We start from the raw sequence: 23,663 nt of genomic DNA, 5'->3' as shown, positions 1-23,663 counted from the left end.
TGACGAGGAGCGCACGGAGGGTGAGTTCGACCCCGGGCCCACCCTCCTGTAGAGTCTCTTCTCGCAGCGCAACGCAGCAGAAAGCGCCGCAAAACCTGGTCCTGTGGAGCAGTTTGGAGTGCTCGCCACCCTGTCAAGGTGGAGGCCGCGGGTTCAAATCCCGTCAGGACCGCAGCAGAGAAGACCCGCACCGTCCGGTGCGGGTCTTCTCGTTTTCTCCTGCCGCGACGTGCGCGCCTCCCCGGCACGACGCGGGGCCCCGCCACCCCCGGCACGGCCCCGGAGGCTCTCAGTGGCCCTCTCGCGGCCTTGACGGCGTCACATTCGCTCGGTACTCCAAAGGCAGGGCACGTTCTGCGTGCGGCCCCTGGAGGTGGCGTATGGCGGCATCGGTCAGGCACGAGACGCGGGCACTGCTCCGCGCGCATCTGTCGGCCGCGTCGTCGTACGGCCACCTGACGAGCCGCTGCCCGGTCTGCCACCGGCTGCTGCGGCTCGCGTGGGACTCCGCCGCGCCGCCGGCCCCGCCCTCGCGTCCGGCCCCGCCCCCGACGAGCCGTCAAGAGGGCGTCGAGGACGGGAGCGCCGCCACCACGTGAACCTCCGACGGTCCCAACACCCGTGCCGCTGCGGGACGGTGGAACCATCAGCTCCTCTAGCGCACATATGCCAGAGCCAACAAGCGCCAGCACGTGTGACGGGTGTCACCGCATGAGTTTTTGAAACTGCGGCACTTACACCCCTCCTACAACGGGTCGATTTAATATGTGCAATTGCACTCTCCCGAAGGGTGCTCCCGCGTCTTCCCCCGGGGCCCGCCCACAGCGGATCCGACAGCCTCGCCCAGACTCCGACAAGGCCGCTCTCGGCCGACCGTGAGCCGACACAAAAAAATCGCGCTGGACCCGGCGGAGTCCAGCGCGATCCACGACGTACCCGGCCGGTCGTTCAGACCTGGTCGAACGGCTTGGGCGTGGGGCCTGTTGGGGCAGGACCCGCGTCGGTCGGAGCTGAGGTCCAGGCGCTTCGGCAGGTTGGGGGACCTGCCGTTGTGCCCGGTTATGCGGTTGTTCAGGCCTCGCTGCGCTGCTGCGGAATGCCCGCGAGCAGAGCGCGGACCTCGGCCTCGCGGTAGCGGCGATGCCCGCCGAGCGTGCGGATCGACGTGAGCTTGCCGGCCTTCGCCCAGCGCGTGACCGTCTTCGGGTCGACGCGGAACATGGTGGCGACCTCAGCCGGGGTCAGCAGCGGCTCGGCATCAGGGGTGCGAGCGGTCATGAGCGGCCTCCTCGGGAGAACCGAACCTTCTCGGTTCTTTCCTCTAAATTCTGCACCTTGACCCGCGTTGCCCGAAATGGCGGACGCGAGTCGAGTCGGTTATAGGACGAACGGCTTGTCCTCGGCACTACAACTACACCATCTGTCCAGCCGCGTCGGCCAAACCGATGGAATTGCCCTCCCAGGTGTTCATCAGCGACGGATGCCGATGGACCATGCCATAGCGGACAGTCACGCCACTGTGACGATCAGTCACAGTGGCGATCAGGAGTCACCAGACCCCCCAAAGCGTGCAATGCTGAGATTCCGCCCACAGTGCACCACAGCAGGACGGATGGAGCCCTCCCCGGACTCCTTGTCCTATTTTGGCATGAGGAGGGGGAAGCGGCGCAAGAGTGGCGTACGTGCGGTCCGTCACGCTTGACGCATACGCCCGGATCGGGACCTACGTCCCCTGGTGACGAAGTATCAGGTCACACCGAACAGGTGTCTGAGCGAGAGACGAAACCCCAAATCGGGCGGTACGTCAAACGTCAGTTCGCCGACCGCCGGTCGCGCACCGACCGCCACCGCTCCACCAGCCGCCCGTACGCGGCGCCGGCCGTCGCCCCGTCGCCGTGCCGCAGGGCCTCGATGCCCTCGGCCACGTCCGCCGCCGAGTGGTCGTCCTCCAGCTCTCCGGCCGGCAGGGCGTGCACCAGACCGCCGTAGTCCAGCTCCACCAGCGAGCGCGGGTGGAACTCCTCGAGCCAGCGCCCCACGTCCACCAGGCCGTCGATCAGCGGCCCCTCGTCCACGGCCTCCTTCAGCGCCCGCAGCCCCCGGGCCACCCGCCGCCGCGCCTGCACCATCGGCGTCCGGTAGCGCAGCACCGGCGCCGCCGTCGCCGTGCCGTCGCCGCCCTTGTCGTACTCCCGCTCCGCGTCGGAGACCAGCACGAACCAGTTGATCGGCACCTGCCAGGTGGCCGTGCGAATCCAGGGGCGGGCGTCGGGGTTGCCCTCCCGCCAGCGTTCGTAGTCCTGCGTGGTCTGGCGGCGGACGACGGGAGGGAGCAGGGCGTTCAGGACGGGCTCGGGGAAGTCGTCGGCCAGCTCCCCGAGGGCCTGCCAGCCGCGCAGCCGGGTCCGCCAGGGACACACGCACACCACTCCGTCGACCTCGGTCACGAAGGCGTCGCCGCTCTCGTGCACGGGGACCGGCACGGGCGGGGTGGGCAGCAGATCGGTCAGGGACCGACGCAGTTCGTCCTGGTACGACGGCAGGTCGGTGCGGCGGGCGTAGCGGGCCCAGTGGCCGCGCTCGGGCTCGGGGAAGGCGGCCAGCGGCTCGTACACGCGCAGGTACGCCGCGTAGGGGACGATCACCGAGGACACCTTGGGCACGCCTGCTCCCTCCCCCGCGCACCGCCTCGAAAACCTGCGGGAGCCGATCACAAAAACGCGGGAATCTCTGCAAATCGTCGCACGCCTGTACTCCGTGCGGAGGTGATCCTGAGCACTGTGCGGCGGGCGGGCACCACCAGGCTCTAATCTCATGCCACAGTCCCCGCCACCCGCACGGGGACCCGTCTCACCCGCCGCACCTACACAGGAGTCACCACCGTGACCGACGTAACCGGCGCACCTGCTGATGTACTGCACACCCTGTTCCACTCGGATCAGGGGGGTCATGAGCAAGTCGTGCTCTGCCAGGACCGTGCCAGCGGTCTCAAGGCCGTCATCGCCCTCCACTCCACCGCCCTGGGCCCCGCGCTCGGCGGTACGCGCTTCTACCCGTACGCGAACGAGGCGGAGGCCGTCGCCGACGCGCTGAACCTCGCGCGCGGGATGTCGTACAAGAACGCCATGGCCGGTCTCGACCACGGCGGCGGCAAGGCCGTGATCATCGGCGACCCGGAGAAGATCAAGAGCGAGGAACTGCTCCTCGCCTACGGCCGGTTCGTCGCCTCGCTCGGCGGCCGGTACGTCACCGCCTGCGACGTCGGCACCTACGTGGCCGACATGGACGTCGTAGCGCGCGAGTGCCGCTGGACGACCGGCCGCTCCCCCGAGAACGGCGGCGCGGGCGACTCGTCCGTGCTCACCTCCTACGGCGTCTACCAGGGCATGCGGGCCGCCGCCCAGCACCTGTGGGGCGACCCGACGCTGCGCGACCGCACGGTCGGCATCGCCGGCGTCGGCAAGGTCGGGCACCACCTGGTGGAGCACCTGCTCGCCGAGGGCGCGCACGTGGTCGTCACGGACGTGCGCAAGGACGTCGTGCGGGACCTCACCGAGCGGCACCCGTCGGTGATCGCCGTCGCCGACACGGACGCGCTGATCCGGATCGAGAACCTGGACATCTACGCCCCCTGCGCGCTCGGCGGCGCACTGAACGACGACACGGTGCCGGTGCTGACCGCGAAGGTGGTGTGCGGCGCGGCCAACAACCAGCTCGCCCACCCGGGCGTCGAGAAGGACCTCGCCGACCGCGGGATCCTCTACGCGCCGGACTACGTGGTGAACGCCGGCGGTGTCATCCAGGTCGCAGACGAGCTGCACGGCTTCGACTTCGAACGCTGCAAGGGCAAGGCCGCGAAGATCTACGACACGACGCTGGCCATCTTCGCACGTGCGAAGGAGGACGGTATTCCGCCGGCCGCCGCGGCCGACCGGATCGCCGAGCAGCGGATGTCGGAGGCACGCGCGCGGCTCTGATCGCGCGCGGCGCCCCGCACGCTCCGGAGCATGATCCGGAGGCGGTATTCGAAGGTTTGAGCGGTACCCGCCGGCGGGCAGTTGGAGAGAACTCTCACTTCTCCCGGCGGGTCGACCGTCGAAAGGTGGTTAAAATCGCCTTTGACCAGCGAGGACGGGGCGCCTCGAAGGTCCTGGGCGTAGCCACGTCCTGCGGGCGACGTACCGTATGGGCGTGGGCTCAGGTACCGTGGAAGCCCTACGGACCGGTCTCTCCACGGAGAGCCCGTTCCGGATCATGAACGCGTGTCAAGACTCTGGGGCCGTCGAGCCCCGTCGTTGAGGGGGTCGAGCCATGGGGCGCGGCCGGGCCAAGGCCAAGCAGACGAAGGTCGCCCGCCAGCTGAAGTACAACAGCGGTGGGACTGATCTCTCCCGCCTGGCCGAGGAGCTGGGCGCATCGACGTCGAATCCGCCACCGCCTAACGGCGAGCGGTTCGAGGACGATGAGCAGGACGACGAGCTGTACGCAAAGTACGCCGACCTCTACGAGGACGACGAGGACGAGGACGGCCAGTCCCCGCAGCATCGTCGCGGCGCTTGACCCTGCACTGAACACTCACCCGGTCGGTGACTCCCGTCACCGACCGGGTTCTGTGCTACCCGCATCGCCGTGCCGGGCTCGGCTCAGCCGGCGTAGTCACCGGTCATCGTGGCGCCCGTCGCCTGGTCGCCGCGGGCGGTGATCCCGCCGGCCACCCAGGCGTCGACGCCGCGGTCGGCGAGGGTCGCCAGCGCCACGTCCACGGACTCCTGGGGCACGACGGCGATCATGCCGACGCCCATGTTGAGGGTCTTCTCCAGCTCCAGGCGCTCGACCCGGCCCGTCCGTCCGACGAGGTCGAAGACCGGCGCCGGGGTCCAGGTGGAGCGGTCGACGGTCGCGTGCAGGCCGTCGGGGATCACGCGGGCCAGGTTGGCCGCGAGGCCGCCGCCGGTGACGTGGCTGAAGGCGTGCACCTCGGTGGTGCGCGTCAGGGCCAGGCAGTCCAGCGAGTAGATCTTCGTCGGCTCCAGGAGCTCCTCGCCGAGGGTGCGGCCGAGGTCGTCCACGTGTGCGTCCAGGGCCAGGCCGGCCTCGTTCAGCAGGACGTGGCGAACGAGGGAGTACCCGTTCGAGTGAAGGCCGGAGGCGGCCATCGCGACGACCGCGTCGCCCTCGCGGATGCGGTCCGGGCCCAGCAGCCGGTCGGCCTCCACGACACCCGTACCGGCGCCGGCGACGTCGAAGTCGTCCGGGCCGAGCAGGCCGGGGTGCTCGGCCGTCTCGCCGCCCACCAGGGCGCAGCCGGCCAGCACGCAGCCCTCGGCGATGCCCTTGACGATGGCGGCGACCCGCTCGGGGTGGACCTTGCCGACGCAGATGTAGTCGGTCATGAACAGCGGCTCGGCGCCGCACACGACGATGTCGTCCATGACCATGGCGACCAGGTCGTGGCCGATGGTGTCGTAGACGCCCAGCTGCCGGGCGATGTCGACCTTGGTGCCCACGCCGTCCGTGGCGGAGGCGAGCAGGGGGCGCTCGTAGTTCTTGAGGGCGGAGGCGTCGAAGAGGCCGGCGAAGCCGCCGAGGCCACCGAGGACCTCGGGACGCTGCGTCTTCTTGACCCATTCCTTCATGAGCTCGACGGCGCGGTCGCCCGCCTCGATGTCGACGCCCGCGGCTGCGTAGCTGGCACCAGTTGTGTCAGGCATGACGATGAGAACCTTTGTGTCGTACGGCAGGTATTGCGGACGGACGGCTACGGGCGACGGATGGCGTCGGAGGCGGCCGTACCGGCGGGCCCGGCGGCCAGCTCGGTCTCCAGGAGCTGCTTGCCGAGCAGCTCGGGGTCGGGGAGCTCCATCGGGTACTCGCCGTCGAAGCAGGCGCGGCACAGGTTCGGCTTGGCGATGGTGGTCGCCTCGATCATGCCGTCGATGGAGATGTACGCCAGGGAGTCGGCGCCGAGCGAGGTGCCGATCTCGTCGATGCTCATGCCGTTGGCGATGAGCTCGGCCCGGGTGGCGAAGTCGATGCCGAAGAAGCAGGGCCACTTCACGGGCGGGGAGGAGATCCGGATGTGGACCTCGGCGGCGCCGGCCTCGCGGAGCATGCGGACCAGGGCCCGCTGGGTGTTGCCGCGGACGATGGAGTCGTCCACGACGACCAGCCGCTTGCCCTTGATGACTTCCTTGAGCGGGTTCAGCTTCAGGCGGATGCCGAGCTGGCGGATGGTCTGCGAGGGCTGGATGAAGGTGCGGCCCACGTAGGCGTTCTTCACCAGGCCGTTGCCGAAGGGGATGCCGGAGGCCTCGGCGTACCCGATCGCGGCGGGGGTGCCGGACTCCGGGGTCGCTATGACGAGGTCGGCGTCGGCGGGGGCCTCCGCGGCGAGCTTGCGGCCCATCTCGACGCGCGAGAGGTAGACGTTGCGGCCGGCGATGTCGGTGTCCGGGCGGGCCAGGTACACGTACTCGAAGACGCAGCCCTTGGGCTTCGCTTCCGCGAATCGCGACGTGCGCAGACCGTTCTCGTCGATGGCGACGAACTCGCCCGGCTCGATCTCGCGGACGTAGGAGGCGCCGCAGATGTCGAGGGCGGCGGACTCGGAGGCGACCACCCAGCCGCGCTCCAGCCGGCCGAGGACCAGCGGGCGGATGCCCTGCGGGTCACGGGCGGCGTACAGGGTGTGCTCGTCCATGAAGACGAGGCTGAAGGCGCCCATGACCTGCGGAAGGACGCGGTGAGCGGCCTCCTCGATGGTCAGCGGCTTGCCGTCCTCGTCGACCTGGGCCGCGAGGAGCGCGGTCAGCAGGTCGGTGTCGTTGGTCGCCGCGACGCGGGTGGAGCGGCCCTCCTGCTTGGGCAGGTCGGCCACCATCCCGGCGAGCTGGGCGGTGTTGACGAGGTTGCCGTTGTGGCCGAGCGCGATGGAGCCCTGCGCGGTGGCCCGGAAGGTTGGCTGGGCGTTCTCCCACACGGACGCGCCGGTGGTCGAGTAGCGGGCGTGACCGACCGCGATGTGACCCTGGAGCGAACCGAGCGAGGTCTCGTCGAAGACCTGGGACACCAGGCCCATGTCCTTGAAGACGAGGATCTGGGAGCCGTTGCTGACCGCGATTCCCGCGGATTCCTGGCCCCGATGCTGGAGGGCGTAGAGCCCGAAGTACGTGAGCTTTGCGACCTCTTCGCCCGGAGCCCAGACACCGAAGACGCCGCAAGCGTCCTGGGGGCCCTTCTCGCCGGGGAGTAGATCGTGATTGAGTCGACCGTCACCACGTGGCACGCTCCCGAGTGTAGGCGAGATCGACCACTGGTCCGAATTGGGGATCCCGGCCCGACCTGCGGATCACTCCGCGGCGACGGCCCGGACGACGGTGCCGTCTTCGCTGGTCAGGGTCAGGGTTTCGGCATCGGTCCGGTAGTCGATCCGGCCTTCGAAGAAGCGGAGCATCCGCTTCTCGGCGTTCATGAGTGAGCCTTCGCACATCATTCGGGTGGTGGTCACGCCGCTCAGGGTGATATGTCCGTCGCGGACGGTGGCCCTGGCGTCGACGTGGTTGCAGGGGAGGCGGCCGGACACGGTGCCCGCCTCCTTGTCGAAGGTGAGGTGGGCGCGGCCCTGCCCGCCGGGGGCCGTGACGGCCCACTCCGTGCCGTAGAGGGACGCGTTCCCGGGCCGGCTCAGCCGGACGGTGTCGCCGGCGGAGGTGGTGAGGGTCAGGCGGTCGCTTCCGGTGTCGGCGGTGAGGGAGCCGTCGGAGAGGACGCGGCCGAGGGACTTCTCGAAGTCCACGGGCGTCTTCTCGCAGGCCTTCTCGGTGAACGCGGCGTCGCTGAGCCGGACGCGTTCGCCGTCGACGTCGGCGCGGGCGCTGAAGGTGTTGCAGCCGGTGCTGCCCGCCGCCTCGCCGGTGTCGTCGATCCGGACCCGTGCCGTGTCCGGCGCCTTGTGGGTGGTGCCGTCGACGGTGACGCTGTCGATGCTCCACCGGACGCCGGTGAAGGGCCGGTCCGCTCCCACGGAGCCGCTGCCGCCGTCCGCCTTCTCACTGCCGCAGGCCGCGGCGAGCGGGACGAGCGCGGCGACGGCGGCCACGGTCAGGGTCATGCTGCGCTGCTTCCTCTGCCTGTACATGCCCATTCGACGGAGGTGCGGAGGATCTGGTTCCCCCTCAGCTCAGCAGCGGCAGCAGGCCCCCGAGGTCGGCCCGCTCGCCGCTCGCGCCGACCTCGGCCTCCGTCACGGCGTCCGCCCAGGTCAGCCGCCCGGTCGCGAGCCGGATCCAGGTCAGCGGGTCGGTCTCGACGACGTTGGGCGGGGTGCCGCGGGTGTGCCTGGGTCCCTCGACGCACTGCACGACGGCGTACGGCGGCACCCGCACCTCCGTCGACCCGCCGGGTGCCTTCACGGCGAGCGCGTCGGCGAGCAGCCGGGTCGCCGCGGCCAGGGCCTGCCGGTCGTGGGGGATGCCGAGGCCGGGCACGGCGGCGTTGAGGTCGTCGGTGTGGACGACGAGTTCGACGGTGCGGGTGACGAGGTAGTCGTCCAGCGGCAGCGCGCCCGCGTTGGTCTCCAGGAGGCGGCCGCCGGGGTGCTCGGCGAGCAGCGCGCGCAGGCGCTCCTCGATGTCGGCGAGGTGGGCGCCGAGGTCGGGGTGGTCCGCGGCGAGCCGCCGGGTGAAGTCGTCGATCGCGGCCGCGTTCGACGAGGTGGCGAAGACCCACTCGACGACCTGGACGTCCCGCTTGGGCGGGGCCGGCCGGTCCACAGCGCGGTGCACGGCGGTCAGGGCCATCCCGATGTGCGCCACCAGTTCCCGTACGGTCCAGTCCCCCAGTCGTGTCGGCAGCGCGAACTGCTCGGGTCCGAGGGTGCGGACGGCGTCCCGGACGTGCCCGAGCTGGGCGAACACGGCGGCGCGGGTCCGGGCGGGGTCGTAACTGCGGGGGCGCTTCCTGGGAGTGGCCATGGGGGCGAGCCTATGCGGGAGCGGCGCCGGTCCGGCGGGGATTTCCCGACGGTGCCGCGCGAAGGAGCCCCCGCCCGGTGGTCCGGGCGGGGGCTCCGACTGCCGTGCGGGGGCCGGTCAGGCCAGCAGCGCCGGGATGGTGCCCTCGTGGGTCTCGCGCAGGACGGTCAGCGGCAGGGCGAACTCGTCCTGGACCTCCACCGCGTCTCCGTCCACGACACCGATGCGGGTGACGGGCAGGCCGCGCGCGCCGCACATGTCGTTGAAGCGGAGCTCCTCCGAACGCGGGACGGCGACGACCGCGCGGCCCGCCGACTCCGAGAACAGGAAGGTGAAGGCGTCCAGGCCGTCGGGGACGACCAGACGCGCGCCCTTGCCACCGAGCAGCGCCGACTCCACGACCGCCTGGATCAGACCGCCGTCCGAAAGGTCGTGGGCGGAGTCGATCATGCCGTCGCGGGAGGCGGAGATCAGGATCTCCCCGAGCAGCCGCTCGCGCTCCAGGTCGACCTTCGGGGGCAGGCCGCCGAGGTGGTCGTGGATCACCTGGGACCAGGCCGAGCCGCCGAACTCCTCGCGGGTGTCGCCGAGGAGGTACAGGAGCTGGCCGTCCTCCTGGAAGGCGACCGGCGTGCGGCGGGCCACGTCGTCGATGACGCCGAGGACCGCGACCACGGGGGTCGGGTGGATGGCGGCCTCGCCGGTCTGGTTGTAGAGCGAGACGTTGCCGCCGGTCACCGGGGTGCCGAGCTGCCGGCAGCCGTCGGCGAGACCGCGCACGGCCTCGGCGAACTGCCACATGACGGCCGGGTCCTCGGGCGAGCCGAAGTTCAGGCAGTCGGAGACCGCGAGGGGCTTCGCACCGGTGGTGGCGACGTTGCGGTACGCCTCCGCGAGGGCCAGCTGCGCGCCCGTGTACGGGTCGAGCTTGGCGTACCGGCCGTTGCCGTCCGTGGCGATCGCGACGCCGAGGCCGCTCTCCTCGTCCACGCGGATCATGCCGGAGTCCTCGGGCTGGGCGAGCACGGTGTTGCCCTGCACGAAGTGGTCGTACTGCTGGGTGATCCACTGCTTGGACGCCTGGTTCGGCGAGGACACCAGCTTCAGGACCTGGTCCTTCAGCTCCTCACCGGACCCCGGCCGGGGCAGCTTGCCCGCGTCGTCGGCCTGGAGGGCGTCCTGCCACTCCGGGCGGGCGTAGGGGCGCTCGTAGACCGGGCCGTCGTGGGCGACCGTGCGCGGGTCGACGTCGACGATCTTGCCGCCGTGCCAGAAGATCTCCAGGCGGTCGCCGTCGGTCACCTCGCCGATGACGGTGGCGATGACGTCCCACTTGTCGCAGATCTCGAGGAAGCGGTCGACCTTCTCCGGCTCGACCACCGCGCACATGCGCTCCTGCGACTCGCTCATGAGGATCTCCTCGGGCGAGAGCGTGGAGTCGCGCAGCGGGACGTCGTCCAGGGTGACGCGCATGCCGCCGGAGCCGTTGGAGGCCAGCTCGGACGTGGCGCAGGACAGGCCGGCCGCGCCGAGGTCCTGGATGCCGACGACGAGCTTCTCCCGGAACGCCTCCAGGGTGCACTCGATGAGGAGCTTCTCCTGGAAGGGGTCGCCGACCTGCACCGCGGGGCGCTTGGACGGCTTGGCGTCGTCGAAGGTCTCCGAGGCCAGGATCGAGGCGCCGCCGATGCCGTCGCCGCCGGTCCGGGCCCCGTAGAGGATGACCTTGTTGCCCGCGCCGGACGCCTTGGCGAGGTGGATGTCCTCGTGCCGCATGACGCCGATGGCGCCGGCGTTGACCAGCGGGTTGCCCTGGTAGCAGGCGTCGAAGACGACCTCGCCGCCGATGTTGGGCAGGCCCAGGCAGTTGCCGTAGCCGCCGATGCCGGCGACGACGCCGGGCAGCACGCGCTTGGTGTCGGGGTGGTCCGCGGCGCCGAAGCGCAGGGGGTCCACCACGGCGACCGGGCGGGCGCCCATGGCGATGATGTCGCGGACGATGCCGCCCACACCGGTCGCGGCGCCCTGGTAGGGCTCGACGTACGACGGGTGGTTGTGCGACTCGACCTTGAAGGTGACCGCGTAGCCCTGGCCGACGTCGACGACACCGGCGTTCTCGCCGATGCCGACGAGGAGGGCGTCGGACTCGGGGGCCTTCTCGCCGAACTGGCGGAGGTGGACCTTGGAGGACTTGTAGGAGCAGTGCTCCGACCACATCACCGAGTACATGGCGAGTTCGGCACCGGTGGGCCGGCGGCCGAGGATCTCCACGACCCTCTCGTACTCGTCCTTCTTCAGGCCCAGTTCGGCCCAGGGCAGCTCGACGTCGGGGGTCGCGGCCGCGTGCTCGACCGTGTCCAGAGGCGTCCGGCTCATGCGTTGACCAGCTTCTTGAGGATCGAGGTGAAGAACGGGAGACCGTCGGTGCGGCCGGTGCCGATCAGCGGCTCGACGGCGTGCTCGGGGTGCGGCATCAGGCCGACCACGTTGCCCGCGGCGTTGGTGATGCCGGCGATGTCGTTGAGCGAGCCGTTGGGGTTGACGTCCAGGTAGCGGAAGGCGACGCGGCCCTCGCCCTCCAGCTCGTCCAGCGTGCGCCGGTCGGCGACGTAGCGGCCGTCCATGTTCTTCAGCGGGATGTGGATCTCCTGGCCGGCGCTGTAGTCGCTGGTCCAGGAGGTGTCCGCGTTCTCCACCCGCAGCTTCTGGTCACGGCAGATGAAGTGCAGGTGGTCGTTGCCGAGCATCCCACCGGGCAGCAGGTGGGCCTCCGTGAGGATCTGGAAGCCGTTGCAGATGCCGAGCACCGGGAGGCCGGCCTTCGCCTGGTCGATGACGGTGTCCATCACCGGCGAGAAGCGCGCGATGGCGCCGGCGCGCAGATAGTCGCCGTACGAGAAACCGCCGCAGAGCACCACGGCGTCGACCTGCTTGAGGTCCTTGTCCTTGTGCCACAGGGAGACGGGTTCGGCGCCCGCCACACGGATCGCGCGCTGCGTGTCCCGGTCGTCCAGACTGCCGGGGAAAGTGACGACGCCAATACGAGCGGTCACTTCACGGCCTCCGCGGCCGCATCCGCGGACTCGACCTTGACGGTGAAGTCCTCGATCACGGTGTTGGCGAGGAAGGATTCCGCAAGATCATGGATGCGGGCGAGGGCGGCCTCGTCGACCGGCCCGTCAACTTCCAGTTCGAAACGCTTTCCCTGGCGGACGTCCGAGATCCCTTCGAAACCCAGTCGCGGCAGTGCGCGCTGCACCGCCTGGCCCTGGGGGTCGAGGATCTCCGGCTTGAGCATGACGTCGACTACGACGCGTGCCACTGGCACTCCCGGTGTGTGGTGCTGAGCAGGTTCCTTCAGACTACCCGTACAAAATTTCTACGCGCGTAGCCTTGGAGGAAAGTACGTGAGCCCTGTCACGATCGGGTATCGGGGAGAGGTCCGCGCGAAAATCTTCGGGAAAGATCTCCGATCCCCTGCGGATGTCTATTGCGCAACAGACACGCGGAGAGATTTAGTCGGGCTTCCCATTGCAATGCCGGGCACTGTACAAATGAAATGTCATTAGCCGATACTTTGCCCAATTACAGGCGAACAGTCGGCATCCTCGCCGTGTCCTGGCACGTCATCGCGGAGATGCCGCACGAAGGGACCGATATTCGTGGCGCAGCGTGTCGTGGTCACTCTCTTTGACGACATCGACGGCTCGGAAGCGGCGGAGACGATCGCCTTCGGAGTCGACGGCCGGATGTACGAGATCGACCTGAACGAAGCCAATGCCCGGGAACTGCGCAAGGCTCTCGAGCCCTACGTGTCGGCGGGCCGGAAGCGCTCGCGGTCCGGGAAGGCGTACCGGCAGACGGAGGTCGCCCCCGACCCGGCGGCCGTCCGCGCCTGGGCCCAGGCGAACAGGATGGACGTGCCCGCGCGGGGCCGGATCCCCAAGAAGGTCTACGAGGCGTTCGCCGAGGCGCAGTGAGCCGGCGCACGGTGAGCCGTGGGCGGCGAGCCCGTGGCGCGGGAAGCCCGTGGCGCGCGCCGGTCGCGCGCCCGCCGGACACCCCCGCACCGGCGGCCGGCGGTCCCGCGCGGATCACCGACGGCCGCTCAGCCGCCCCCCACGGCAACCGACTTGCGCAGCACCCCGGGTGATCAGCTAAAGTCTGGAGCACGCCGAGGGGCGAGGCCGAAAGGCCCAGCTCACGGAACATGCGGGTGTAGTTCAGTAGTAGAACATCCCCCTTCCAGGGGGAAGGCGCAGTGTGCAATTCCTGTCACCCGCTCTGCATCGCCGTACCGGCCACTCGATTGGATCAGGTAGGCTGGTGCTCGCACCGATCGGTGAAAGCCGGTCGGCGGCAATGCGGACGTAGCTCAGTTGGTAGAGCGCAACCTTGCCAAGGTTGAGGTCGCGAGTTCGAGCCTCGTCGTCCGCTCGGGAATCAGACCCCGGTCCTCCGAGGACCGGGGTCTTTTCGTGTGCCCCGGACCGGAACCCCTCCTGACATTTGTCATGCCGAGCGATGACGCTCCGCACTGCCGCGCGGTCCGCGGTGCCGGGATGCTCGGAGCATGCGAGCAAACGGACACGAACACGTGATTGAGGTCACCGACCTGCGGCGTGTGTACGGGGGCGGGTTCGAGGCGGTGCGCGGGATCGACTTCTCCGTGCGCCGCGGGGAGATCTTCGCGCTGCTGGGCACGAACGGAGCCGGCAAGACCTCGACGGTCGAACTCCTCGAGGGCCTCGCGGCACCGGCCGGCGGCCGGGTGCGCGTCCTCGGGCACGACCCGTACACCGAGCGGGCCGCCGTACGCCCCCGCACCGGGGTCATGCTCCAGGAGGGCGGCTTCCCCTCCGAGCTGACCGTCGCCGAGACCGCGCGGATGTGGGCGGGCTGCGTGAGCGGGGCCCGGCCCGAGGCGGAGGTGCTGGCGCTGGTCGGGCTGTCGGACAAGCGGGGCACCCGCGTGAAGCAGCTCTCCGGCGGCGAGCGGCGCCGGCTGGACCTGGCGCTCGCGCTGCTCGGCGAGCCCGAGGTGCTCTTCCTCGACGAGCCCACCACCGGACTGGACGCCGAAGGCCGCCGCGACACCTGGGAGTTGGTGCGCTCGCTGCGCGACGGGGGGACGACCGTGCTGCTGACCACGCACTACCTGGAGGAGGCCGAGGACCTCGCAGACCGGCTCGCGATCCTGCACGAGGGCCGCATCGCCGCCACCGGGACCCCGGCCGAGGTGACCGCCACCCAGCCCTCCCGGATCTCCTTCGAGCTGCCCGACGGCTGGTTCGTGGGCGACCTGCCGCCGCTCGGCGAGCTCGGCGTCGGCGAGCACCGGGTCGACGGCCGCACGGTCCGGCTGCGCACCCGGGAGCTGCAGCGGGCGGCCACCGCGCTGCTGAAGTGGGCCGACGGCGCCGGTGTCGAACTGCGCGGGCTGGACGTGCGGTCCGCGTCCCTGGAAGAGGCGTTCCTGCGGATCGCGGAGGACGCGTCCGCGGGGACCACGGCGACGAAGGAGTACGCGGCGTGAGCGGCACCGCCATCGGTACCGAGGGACGCACGGCGCGGGCCGGCGGGGCGGGCGCCACCACGCCGCTGGGCCGGATGACCGCGCTGGCCCGGGCCGAACTGACCCTGCTGGGACGGAGCAGGGGCACGCTCGTCGCCGCCCTGTTCGTGCCGCTGGTACTGCCGCTCAGCGTGCGCTCGGCGGCCAAGGAGATGGACCTCACCGGGGCCGGACTGACGGTCGGCACCGTCGTCCTGCCCGCCGCCGTCGGCTTCTCCCTGCTGTTCGCCGTCTACTCGGCCCTCGTCGGCGTCTTCGTCGTCCGGCGCGAGGAACTCGTGCTCAAGCGGCTGCGCACCGGCGAGCTGCGGGACGCCGAGATCCTGGGGGGCGCGGCGCTCCCGGCCACCGTCATCGGGCTCGTGCAGTGCCTGCTGCTGACGGCGGGCTGCGCGGTCCTGCTGGACCTGCCCGTGCCGCCCGCGCCGCATCTGGCGGTCGCCGGCGTGCTGTTGGGCCTCGTGATGTGCGCCGGCCTCGCGGCGGTCACCGCCGGCTTCACCCGGACCGGCGAGAGCGCGCAGGTCACGCCGATGCCGTTGATGATCGTCTCGATGCTCGGCTCCGGTGTGACCGTCCCGCTGGAACTGATGCCCGACCGGCTGGCCGGCGTCTGCGAGCTGCTGCCGCTGACGCCCGTCGTCACGCTGGTCCGGGGCGCCTGGACCGGCGACCTGTCGGCGTCCGCGGCCCTGGGCGCGCTGGCCACGGCGGTGGCCTGGACGGTGGTGGCGGTGTTTGCTGTACGGCGGTGGTTCCGCTGGGAACCGCGACGCTGAGGCACGGACGGGCCGGGACCGGGGAGACGGGGTGAGCGGGGACATGCGCGGAACGCGGCACTGGTGGCGGCGGAAGAGCACGCCGGCGAAGGTGGAGACCTACACCCGGTGGTCGTTCCACTTCTTCGGCGTCCTCGAGGTCCTCGCGCTGGGGGTGCCGAACTTCCACCAGGTCGGGCCGCGGCTCGCGACCGTTCTGTGCTCGCTGGTCGTCGTGCACGCCGTGCTCTGCATGCTGGTCGCGTCGCGGGCACTGGACTGGACGCGCGGGCGGCGGGCGCAGCCGGTCCGGCTGCTGTGGGCGCTCGCCGCGCTCACCGCGGTGATCGCCGTCGGGGCGGTCGGTGTCGCCGAGCGCGGACCGGCCGGGCCCGGTGTGGACTCCGCGGCGGGCGGGGTCTTCGGCGGTGTGCTGTGCTTCGGCGCCGGCATGATCACGCTCGGCGTGCACAACCGGCGCCGGGTGGTCGCCGTCGTCAGCGGCTTCGCGTTCGGTGCCGGGATCGTGTCCTTCCCGCTGGGCATGCCGGGGCTCGGCTCGCTGGTGGTGGCGTGCGTCGTCCTGCTGGGCGGCGGGTTCCTCGCCTTCACCTCGGTCTTCTCCGTGTGGCTGCTCAACGCGGTCTACGCGCTGGACGAGGCCAGGGAGACCCGGGCCCGGCTCGCCGTCGCCGAGGAGCGGCTGCGGTTCGGCCGTGACCTGCACGACGTGATGGGGCGGAACCTGGCCGTGATCGCGCTCAAGAGCGAGCTGGCCGTGCAGCTGTCCCGGCGGGGACGGCCCGAGGCGGTGGAGCAGATGATCGAGGTGCAGCGGATCGCGCAGGAGTCGCAGCGGGAGGTCCGCGATGTCGTCCGCGGCTACCGGGAGGCCGACCTGGAGGTCGAACTCGCCGGTGCCCGGGGCGTGCTGGGGGCGGCCGGGATCTCCTGCGAGGTCCGCGGCGACCCGGCCGGGCTGCCCGCCGAGGTGCAGTCGGCGCTCGGCTGGGTGGTGCGGGAGGCGACCACGAACGTGCTCCGGCACGGGGACGCGGGAAAGTGTGCCGTGGTGGTGCGGTTGTCGGAGGGGCATGTGGTGCTGACGGTGGAGAACGACGGGGTGACGGAGCCGGCCGGGGCGGATTCGCCCGGTGCTCCGGGCGGCGCTGCCGCCTCCGACGGCTCGGGACTCGCCGGGCTGCGGGAGCGGCTGTCCGCCGTCGGCGGCACGCTGGAGGCCGGGCCCGTCGGCGGGGGCGTGTTCCGGCTCACGGCCGAGGTGCCGCTGCCGCAGGCCGCCGGCGTGGTGCTGGAGGCCGCGTCGTGACGGCCCCGGTGCGCGTGCTGCTCGCCGACGACGAGCACCTGATCCGCGGCGCGCTGGCCGCCCTGCTGTCCCTGGAGGACGATCTCGTGGTGGTCGCCGAGGCGGCCACCGGTCCCGAGGCCCTGGCGATGGCGCGGGCGCACGCACCGGATGTCGCGGTCCTGGATCTCCAGATGCCCGGCGCCGACGGTGTGAAGGTCGCCACATCCCTGCGCACCGAGCTGCCCGGCTGCCGGGTGCTGATCGTGACCAGCCACGGGCGGCCCGGGCATCTGAAACGGGCGCTCGCGGCGGGTGTGCGCGGGTTCGTCCCCAAGACCGTCAGCGCGCAGCGGCTGGCCGAGCTGATCCGCACCGTGCACGCCGGAAACCGCTACGTCGACCCGGAGTTGGCCGCGGACGCGATTTCCGCCGGGGACTCGCCGCTGACCGCGCGGGAGGCCGAGGTGCTGGAGCACGCGGCCGACGGGGCGCCCGTCGCGGAGATCGCCGAGCGGGCCGCGCTCGCCGAGGGGACCGTGCGGAACTACCTGTCGTCGGCCGCCACGAAACTCGGCGCGGAAAACCGGCACGCGGCAGTGCGCCTCGCACGGGAGCGGGGTTGGGTATAGTTGCTCTCGCACCACGGCGCAGCCCGCGGCGCAGGCGAACGTAGCTCAGTTGGTAGAGCGCAACCTTGCCAAGGTTGAGGTCGCGAGTTCGAACCTCGTCGTTCGCTCCACGAAGGAAGCCCCCGGTCCAGGCCGGGGGCTTCTTCGTGTCTCCGTGTCTACCAGCGCACGCCCGTCAGTCGCTCGTAGGCCTCGACGTACTTGGCGCGGGTCGCCTCCACGACCTGCTGCGGCAGCGCCGGCGGGGGCTGCTCGCTCTTCCGGTCCCAGCCGGAGGCCGCCGAGGTCAGCCAGTCCCGCACGAACTGCTTGTCGTAGGACGGCTGCGCGCTGCCCGGCTGCCACTGGTCGGCGGGCCAGAAGCGCGAGGAGTCCGGGGTGAGGACCTCGTCGGCGAGGACGAGCTCTTCGCCCTCGAAGCCGAACTCGAACTTGGTGTCGGCCAGGACGATCCCGCGCTCGCGGGCGATGTCCCGGGCGCGGGAGTAGACGGCGAGGGTGGCCTGGCGCAGGGCGGCCGCGGTGTCCGCGCCGACCTGGCGGGCGACCTCCTCGTAGGAGACGTTCTCGTCGTGCTCGCCGACCTCGGCCTTGGTGGCCGGGGTGAAGATCGGGGCGGGCAGCTCCGAGCCGTCGACGAGACCCTCGGGGAGGGCGAGGCCGCAGACGGTACGGGTCTCCTTGTACTCGGCCAGGCCCGAGCCGGTGAGGTAGCCGCGGGCCACGCACTCCACGGGGACCATCCGCAGTGACTTGCAGACCAGGGTGCGGCCGCGCCAGTCGGCGGGGGCGCCCTCGGGCAGCGTGGTGCTCAGGACGTGGTTGGGCACCAGGTCGGCGAGCTGGTCGAACCACCACAGGGAGAGCTGGGTGAGCACCCGTCCCTTGTCGGGGATCTCGGTGGGCAGCACCCAGTCGTAGGCGGAGATGCGGTCGCTGGCGACCATCACGAGGTCGCCCGCCTCGTTCCGGTACAGGTCGCGCACCTTGCCGGTGTGCAGATGCACCAGGCCCGGAACCTCAAGCGGCTCGGGCTTTTCGACGAATCCGGACACGGTTCCTCCCCGTGGTTCTGTCCAAGTACGTCGATTCTCCCGTATGCGGCGATCGGTCTCCGCCCGGGGTGGCCGCGGACGCGGTCAGTCGCGTTTGCAGATGCGGTCCAGGAGGTTGGCGGTGGCCCGCTGGACACGCGGGTCGACGTGGTCGGGGCGGTCCAGGGCCGGGGACCAGGCGAACGTCCCGGACGCGAACACCCAGGCGCCGGACGGCGCCCGGTACAGGGACGTCTCCTGGTGGCGCCGGGCACCGTCGACGTCGGTGTACGGGGAGTGGGCGAGGAGGACGCGCTCGTCGTGCCGGGGGAGCGGGGCGCGCGGGAAGTAGCGGTCGGCCTCGCCGGCGACCAGGTCCTCGATCTCGTCGCCCTCCTGGGCGCCGGTCGCCTCCCAGAGCCAGTGGCCGGCGTTGCGGACGATCAGCGGGTGCGGTTCCGGGACGCGTCCGGCGTACTGGATGCCGAGCAGCTGCTGCTCGGCGCGGTCGGCCTCCCGCCACAGCACCGGCCGGCCGGGGCCCTGGCGCTTGCGGCAGGTCAGCAGGCGGTCGGGGACGCCGGAGGGGGAGGGCGCCAGCTCCACCTGCCAGTACATGGTGTTGGCGGAGAGGAAGACCAGGGACGTGCCGTGCTCGCGGGCCAGCTCGGTGGTGCGGCGCATGGGCACGGACCAGTACTCGTCGTGGCCCGGGAAGACCAGGCCCCGGTAGCGGGTCGGGTCGACGCGGCCTGAGTGCAGATCGCGGGCGTCGGCGTAGGCGAGGTCGTAGCCGTAGCGCTCGGCGAAGCGGATGAAGTCGTAGGCGTGGCCGACGTGCAGGGGCAGCCCGGCACCCGCGTAGGGGCGGTCGAAGGAGACGGTCGTCGCGGCGTCCGCCTCCCCCAGCAGCCGGCCCTCCTCGTCCCAGGCGTGGTAGAGGCTGGCGCCGGTACGGCCGTCCTCCGGGTAGAGGTTGTACGCCTGCCAGGTGATGTCCGGCAGGAGCAGCAGGAGGTCGGCCGGGTGGTCGTCGCGGACCGTGAAGGGGACGTGGGAGCGGTAGCCGTCGGCGGTGGTGAGGACGGCGACGTACGCGCCGATGTTCCAGTACGACGGGATCTGCAGCCGCCAGGACAGCCACCAGTGGTGGCAGGAGACCGTGCGGTCGGCGGTGAGCGGCGCGGGCTGGACGATGCCGGACAGCCGGGGACTGGTGGTGATCTTGGCCGCGCCGTCTCCGCCGTAGTGACCGATCCGGTAGACGTCGACGGCGAACTCCTGCGGCGGGTCGACGGTGATGTGGAAGTCGATGGCCTCGCCGGGGGCGGCGGCTCCGGTGGCGGTGAAGCCCTTGATCTGGCGGCGGACGTCGTCGGCGGCGCGGGGACCGCCACCGGTGGTGCGCCGCTCGGAACTTTGCCGGCCCGTCCGGGTGCGTGACTCGGCTCCGGCCGGGTCGGGGTCCGCGTACCAGGGGACGACCTGGCCGGTGTCGCCGAAGTAGGCCTCGTCACCGCGCAGCCAGGGCACGGGCCCCTGGCCGAAAGGGTCCGTCACGGCGTGCGCGAGTGCTCCCGACTCCCAGCGGCGGATGTGCTCGGGCCCCATGGGACTGCCCCCTCCCTCGTGCCCCCGTGGTCGTGCGTATGACGAACGCTCTTGCCATGTGCGCGATCGGTCCCAGCACATCACATTCAGCGCGTGTCCTGTCACTGTTCGTCGCGAAGTGACCGAAAGTGGAGTGCATGAATCCGCTTCCAGGGGATCGCGGTGTCAGACCAGGCGCACCGGCTTCTCCGCGCGTACGCCGAGCTCCGTCAGCCAGGCGCGCAGGGGAGCCGGGTCGCCGGTCTCGACGAGGCTGCGGACGCGGGGGGCCAGGTCCGCGGCGCGGACGCCGTTGACCAGCAGGGACGGGCCGTCGAGCCAGTCGAGGCCGGGAGCGGCGCCGGCGGTGTCCATCGCCGCGCAGCACACCATCGCCGTGATGTGGTCGGTGAGGACCTCCCGGCCGGTGCGCGGGGGCTGGAGCGGGAGGAGAGGCAGCGCGCGGTCGTCCCAGAGGACGCTGTCGGGGCCCGCCTGCCCGGCGGCCGCCGTTCCCGGGGCGGGGGCGAGGGCTCCGGCGGTCCCGGCCTCCTCGCGGGCCAGCTGCGCACTCAGGCCGGCGGCCAGGGCGGCGCCGCGGGGCGTGGTGTCGGCGAGGTCGTCATCGTCGTCGCCGGGGGCGGGGGTGCCGGGCTCGGGGGCCCGGTTCGGGCCGGCGTCGGCGGGGGGCAGCGGGTCGGGGACGTCCGACGCGGCTTCCGTGCCGTGCTCGGTGCGCGTCCCGGGCCGTGTCTCCGGCCGAGTCTCCGGCCGTGGGCGCCCGTCACGGTCCGGCGACGGGCCGGACGCGACCTGGGCGGAGCGGCCGGTGAGGTGGTCCAGGACGCGGGCCAGGGTGGGGCCGTCGGTGCCGGGGGCCGTCTCCTCGGCGGTGCGGCGGACGCCCAGGGTGTCGAGGACGCGGTGGAGACGGGCCGCGTTCGTGCGCCAGGTCCGGTCGACGACCTCCTCCGGATACTCGTCCCACCCCACCGGCGCCCAGTCCGGGCCTCTCTCCGCCGGTCCGCCGTGGAAGAGACGCGCGGCGAGCAGGGAGACCGACTCGTCGATCAACCCGGGTTCCTCGAGCAGGTCGCAGGCGGGACGCTCGCCCAGGCGCGAGGTGAAGCCCTCGGCCAGGCGGTCGCGGCGGGAGAGTTCCGTGAGGGCCGCGACGACGCCCACGTCCAGCCGGGCGGGCCAGCGGCCCATCCGCCAGGCGGGCAGCGCCACCCGGGTCAGCAGCCGGTCCCAGCCCGCGTACGCCAGCCCGACCTGCTCCTGGGCGACGATCCGCAGCCCGTAGTCCACGGCCTGCGCGCGCTCGGCGGCCGCCGCCGCGACCCCCCGCTCCATCTCGGCGGCGTGGACGCGGCAGCCGCGCAGCAGCAGCCGGGAGACCCGACCGAGGCCGGCGCACACCGCACGGGACAGCAGACAGCGGTCCCGGGCCGCGGCCACCGCCACCGCCGCGTCCAGGCCCCGTACGAAGCGCCGGGCGGCGGCTATGTCGGGGTGCGCCGACGGTCCCGTACCGGCGACGACCGGGGCGAGGACCGCGCGCAGCTCGCCCACGCGCATCCACCACAGGAAGGGCGAGCCGATGACGAGGACGGGCGCGGCGGGGGCGCGCCGGCGGCCGGACCCGCCCGGGACGTCGTCGTGCCGCTCCCCGGAGGGCGGGCCGTGGGCGGGGTGGGTGCGGTCCTCCAGCCAGCTGTCGCAGTCCGGGGTGAGCGCTATCGCGGACGGGGCGGGCACCTCGAGCCGGTCGGCGAGGTCGCGCACCATCCGGTAGAGGTCCGGCGCCGACTCCTCGGCGACGGGGACCGTCGGGGTCATGGCGGGCCGGGCGCGGGCGACGACCAGGGCGACCCCCGCGGCGGCCGCCAGCACGAGGAGCGCGAGCGCGGACACGGTCCAGCGGGCGGCGTCCCAGCCCGTGCCCACGAGGTGGCCGGTGGCGCCGCCCGCGAGCAGGATCACCGCGGCGGCGGCGGGCAGCAGGGCGACGGCCAGTGCCCGGCCGCGGACGCGCAGCACGGCCAGCGCCCGGGAGCGCGCCGCACGCGCGCCCATCTCCACACCACCGGTACCGGTCACGACCGGACCTCACCCCCTCCTCGCTGCCCTGGGACTGCGCTCCCGCTGTTGCTCACTCCCCCACTGTGGCACCCGGCACCGACATCGCAATGCCGGTGGGCCAAGTGCCGGAACGCTTGCGCGGCACCCTAGTTGGGGCCTTCACGCCCGTCAGCCGTATGGCGGATCGGTCACTCGATGGAATGGCTTTGGGGAAAGGTGGATGACGGACAGCAAGGATCAGGCCCCGGTTCCTGGGTCGGAGCCGGGGCCTGTCGGGCGGGGTGCGGCGCGGACGCGCGCCGGGGCGGTCAGGCCCCGGTCGTGCTCTCCGCCGCCGCCTTCGCCGCGATGTCCGTACGGTGCTGGGACCCGTCGAGGCCGATGCGGGCGACGGCCCGGTAGGCACGGTCGCGGGCCTCGGTGAGGTCCGCCCCGGTGGCCGTGACGGACAGGACGCGGCCGCCGGCGCTGACGACGGCGTCGCCCTCGCGACGGGTGCCGGCGTGCAGGACGTAGGCGTGCGGGGCGTCCTCGGCGGCCACCTCGTCGAGCCCGGTGATCGGGTCGCCGGTGCGCGGGGTGCCGGGGTAGTTGTGGGAGGCGACGACCACGGTGACGGCCGCGTCGTCGCTCCAGCGCAGGGGCTCGAGGTCGGCGAGGTTGCCGGTGGCGGCGGCCATCAGCAGACCGGCGAGCGGGGTCCTGAGGCGGGCCAGCACGACCTGGGTCTCGGGGTCGCCGAAGCGGGCGTTGAACTCGATCACGCGGACACCGCGCGAAGTGATCGCGAGTCCGGCGTACAGCAGGCCGGAGAAGGGGGTGCCGCGGCGGCGCATCTCGTCGACGGTCGGCTGCAGGACGGTCTCGACGACCTCGTCGACCAGCTTGGGGTCCGCCCACGGCAGCGGCGAGTAGGCGCCCATGCCGCCGGTGTTCGGGCCCTCGTCGCCGTCAAGGGCGCGCTTGAAGTCCTGGGCGGGCTGGAGCGGCCGGACGTTCTCGCCGTCGGTGACGGCGAAGAGGGACACCTCGGGGCCGTCGAGGTACTCCTCGACGACCACGCGCTCGCAGGCGTTGGCGTGCGCCCGGGCCGCCTCGATGTCGTCGGTGACGACGACGCCCTTGCCGGCGGCGAGCCCGTCGTCCTTGACGACGTACGGGGCGCCGAAGGCGCCGAGCGCCGCGTCGACCTCGGCCGGGTTCGTGCAGACGTACGAACGGGCCGTGGGGACCCCGGCGCCGGCCATCACGTCCTTCGCGAAGGCCTTGGAGCCCTCGAGCCGCGCGGCCCGACCGGAGGGGCCGAAGACCGGGATGCCCGCCTCGCGCACGGCGTCGGCGACCCCGGCGACGAGGGGCGCCTCGGGCCCGACCACGACCAGGTCGGCGCCGAGCTCGGTGGCCAGCGCCGTCACGGCCGCGCCGTCGAGGGCGTCGACCCGGTGCAGTTCGGCGACCTCGGCGATACCGGCGTTGCCGGGTGCGCAGTGCAGCGAGGTGACGTCGGGGTCGAGGGACAGGGAACGGCACAGGGCGTGTTCGCGGGCGCCGCCGCCGATGACAAGGACCTTCACGGGGGCCAGCCTAATGGGCAGGGGCCCGGCCGGTTTGTGCGGGCTTCCGAAGGGGCGGACGGCGGGGGCTCGTGCGTTCCTCCAGTCGCCGTCCTCCTGTACAGCGCCTGTGCCCGGTGCACCCCGGGCGGGCG

General features: G+C 72.0%; 21 protein-coding genes and 4 tRNA genes. 12 read left to right on the top strand and 13 right to left on the bottom strand.

Annotated elements, in window-relative coordinates; genetic code table 11:
- Positions 1 to 97: 97 nt before the first annotated feature.
- A tRNA-Asp gene (locus ACFWJB_RS02835) sits at positions 98 to 172 on the top strand.
- Positions 173 to 380: 208 nt separating this feature from the next.
- Positions 381 to 599: a DUF6274 family protein gene (locus ACFWJB_RS02830; RefSeq protein WP_386919843.1), complete on the top strand. Its 219-nt coding sequence runs from the start codon at positions 381 to 383 to the stop codon at positions 597 to 599.
- 472 nt (positions 600 to 1,071) lie between these two features.
- Here the strand turns inward: ACFWJB_RS02830 and bldC are convergent, their stop codons facing one another.
- Entirely contained in the window at positions 1,072 to 1,278 is a 207-nt protein-coding gene (gene bldC, locus ACFWJB_RS02825) for a developmental transcriptional regulator BldC (RefSeq protein WP_003949541.1), read from the bottom strand.
- Between the two features lie 533 nt (positions 1,279 to 1,811).
- Positions 1,812 to 2,663: a hypothetical protein gene (locus ACFWJB_RS02820; protein WP_386919841.1), complete on the bottom strand. Its 852-nt coding sequence runs from the start codon at positions 2,661 to 2,663 to the stop codon at positions 1,812 to 1,814.
- Between the two features lie 219 nt (positions 2,664 to 2,882).
- Here ACFWJB_RS02820 and ACFWJB_RS02815 point away from each other — a divergent pair, with 219 nt between their 5' ends.
- Both ACFWJB_RS02815 and ACFWJB_RS02810 read left to right on the top strand, forming a co-directional pair.
- On the top strand, positions 2,883 to 3,977 hold the full coding sequence (locus ACFWJB_RS02815) for a Leu/Phe/Val dehydrogenase (RefSeq protein ID WP_386919840.1): 1,095 nt from the start codon (positions 2,883 to 2,885) through the stop codon (positions 3,975 to 3,977).
- 334 nt (positions 3,978 to 4,311) lie between these two features.
- Entirely contained in the window at positions 4,312 to 4,560 is a 249-nt protein-coding gene (locus ACFWJB_RS02810) for a DUF3073 domain-containing protein (RefSeq protein ID WP_385466799.1), read from the top strand.
- Between the two features lie 83 nt (positions 4,561 to 4,643).
- Here the strand turns inward: ACFWJB_RS02810 and purM are convergent, their stop codons facing one another.
- The 7 genes from purM to purS form a co-directional block, all read right to left on the bottom strand.
- Positions 4,644 to 5,711 carry a phosphoribosylformylglycinamidine cyclo-ligase gene (purM, locus tag ACFWJB_RS02805; RefSeq protein ID WP_385466796.1) on the bottom strand — a complete coding sequence of 356 codons (1,068 nt, stop codon included), beginning with the start codon at positions 5,709 to 5,711 and terminating at the stop codon, positions 4,644 to 4,646.
- A gap of 47 nt (positions 5,712 to 5,758) precedes the next feature.
- On the bottom strand, positions 5,759 to 7,285 hold the full coding sequence (purF, locus tag ACFWJB_RS02800) for an amidophosphoribosyltransferase (RefSeq protein ID WP_385466793.1): 1,527 nt from the start codon (positions 7,283 to 7,285) through the stop codon (positions 5,759 to 5,761).
- Between the two features lie 63 nt (positions 7,286 to 7,348).
- Positions 7,349 to 8,110 carry an META domain-containing protein gene (locus ACFWJB_RS02795; protein ID WP_386919837.1) on the bottom strand — a complete coding sequence of 254 codons (762 nt, stop codon included), beginning with the start codon at positions 8,108 to 8,110 and terminating at the stop codon, positions 7,349 to 7,351.
- A 64-nt stretch (positions 8,111 to 8,174) separates the two neighbouring features.
- The gene (locus ACFWJB_RS02790; RefSeq protein WP_386919835.1) at positions 8,175 to 8,972 is read right to left on the bottom strand and encodes a sterol carrier family protein; all 798 of its coding nucleotides are present in this window, start codon (positions 8,970 to 8,972) and stop codon (positions 8,175 to 8,177) included.
- 117 nt (positions 8,973 to 9,089) lie between these two features.
- A complete protein-coding gene (gene purL, locus ACFWJB_RS02785) occupies positions 9,090 to 11,348 on the bottom strand; it encodes a phosphoribosylformylglycinamidine synthase subunit PurL (protein ID WP_386919833.1) in 2,259 nt (752 codons plus the stop codon).
- On the bottom strand, positions 11,345 to 12,025 hold the full coding sequence (purQ, locus tag ACFWJB_RS02780; protein ID WP_385466781.1) for a phosphoribosylformylglycinamidine synthase subunit PurQ: 681 nt from the start codon (positions 12,023 to 12,025) through the stop codon (positions 11,345 to 11,347). The genes purL and purQ overlap by 4 nt, the downstream gene beginning before the upstream one ends.
- The gene (purS, locus tag ACFWJB_RS02775) at positions 12,022 to 12,294 is read right to left on the bottom strand and encodes a phosphoribosylformylglycinamidine synthase subunit PurS (RefSeq protein WP_385466778.1); all 273 of its coding nucleotides are present in this window, start codon (positions 12,292 to 12,294) and stop codon (positions 12,022 to 12,024) included. The genes purQ and purS overlap by 4 nt, the downstream gene beginning before the upstream one ends.
- A 340-nt stretch (positions 12,295 to 12,634) precedes the next feature.
- On the opposite strand from purS, the gene ACFWJB_RS02770 reads away from it, so the two are divergent.
- The 8 genes from ACFWJB_RS02770 to ACFWJB_RS02735 all read left to right on the top strand — a co-directional run bounded on the left by ACFWJB_RS02770 (position 12,635) and on the right by ACFWJB_RS02735 (position 17,356).
- Positions 12,635 to 12,952, top strand: a complete 318-nt coding sequence (locus ACFWJB_RS02770; RefSeq protein ID WP_385466775.1) for an Lsr2 family protein — start codon at positions 12,635 to 12,637, stop codon at positions 12,950 to 12,952.
- A 232-nt stretch (positions 12,953 to 13,184) separates the two neighbouring features.
- Positions 13,185 to 13,256, top strand: a tRNA-Gly gene (locus ACFWJB_RS02765).
- An 80-nt stretch (positions 13,257 to 13,336) separates the two neighbouring features.
- Positions 13,337 to 13,409, top strand: a tRNA-Gly gene (locus ACFWJB_RS02760).
- A 136-nt stretch (positions 13,410 to 13,545) separates the two neighbouring features.
- A complete protein-coding gene (locus tag ACFWJB_RS02755; protein ID WP_386919831.1) occupies positions 13,546 to 14,508 on the top strand; it encodes an ABC transporter ATP-binding protein in 963 nt (320 codons plus the stop codon).
- 74 nt (positions 14,509 to 14,582) lie between these two features.
- Positions 14,583 to 15,326 (top strand): ABC transporter permease, encoded by a 744-nt coding sequence (locus ACFWJB_RS02750; protein ID WP_386919876.1) that lies wholly within the window; start codon positions 14,583 to 14,585, stop codon positions 15,324 to 15,326.
- Positions 15,327 to 15,369: 43 nt separating this feature from the next.
- Complete coding sequence (locus tag ACFWJB_RS02745) at positions 15,370 to 16,635, top strand: sensor histidine kinase (protein ID WP_386919829.1); 1,266 nt, start codon at positions 15,370 to 15,372, stop codon at positions 16,633 to 16,635.
- Entirely contained in the window at positions 16,632 to 17,246 is a 615-nt protein-coding gene (locus ACFWJB_RS02740; RefSeq protein WP_385466763.1) for a response regulator, read from the top strand. The genes ACFWJB_RS02745 and ACFWJB_RS02740 overlap by 4 nt, the downstream gene beginning before the upstream one ends.
- Before the next feature lie 34 nt (positions 17,247 to 17,280).
- Positions 17,281 to 17,356, top strand: a tRNA-Gly gene (locus tag ACFWJB_RS02735).
- A 48-nt stretch (positions 17,357 to 17,404) separates the two neighbouring features.
- Here ACFWJB_RS02735 and ACFWJB_RS02730 read toward each other — a convergent pair.
- From ACFWJB_RS02730 to purD, 4 genes are all read right to left on the bottom strand, one after another.
- Positions 17,405 to 18,301 (bottom strand): phosphoribosylaminoimidazolesuccinocarboxamide synthase, encoded by an 897-nt coding sequence (locus ACFWJB_RS02730; protein WP_385466760.1) that lies wholly within the window; start codon positions 18,299 to 18,301, stop codon positions 17,405 to 17,407.
- 84 nt (positions 18,302 to 18,385) lie between these two features.
- Complete coding sequence (locus ACFWJB_RS02725) at positions 18,386 to 19,891, bottom strand: N,N-dimethylformamidase beta subunit family domain-containing protein (protein ID WP_386919827.1); 1,506 nt, start codon at positions 19,889 to 19,891, stop codon at positions 18,386 to 18,388.
- A gap of 165 nt (positions 19,892 to 20,056) precedes the next feature.
- Positions 20,057 to 21,973: a hypothetical protein gene (locus ACFWJB_RS02720; RefSeq protein WP_385466754.1), complete on the bottom strand. Its 1,917-nt coding sequence runs from the start codon at positions 21,971 to 21,973 to the stop codon at positions 20,057 to 20,059.
- 290 nt (positions 21,974 to 22,263) lie between these two features.
- Positions 22,264 to 23,529, bottom strand: coding sequence for a phosphoribosylamine--glycine ligase (gene purD, locus ACFWJB_RS02715; protein ID WP_386919825.1), 1,266 nt, complete (start codon positions 23,527 to 23,529; stop codon positions 22,264 to 22,266).
- Between the last annotated feature and the right edge of the window lie 134 nt (positions 23,530 to 23,663).

Source organism: Streptomyces sp. NPDC127100, from assembly GCF_042724095.1.
In the GTDB taxonomy this organism is placed as follows: Bacteria; Actinomycetota; Actinomycetes; order Streptomycetales; family Streptomycetaceae; genus Streptomyces.
The sequence above is the reverse complement of the archived record's forward strand: the minus strand, read 5'-3'. Positions and strand labels throughout refer to the sequence as shown.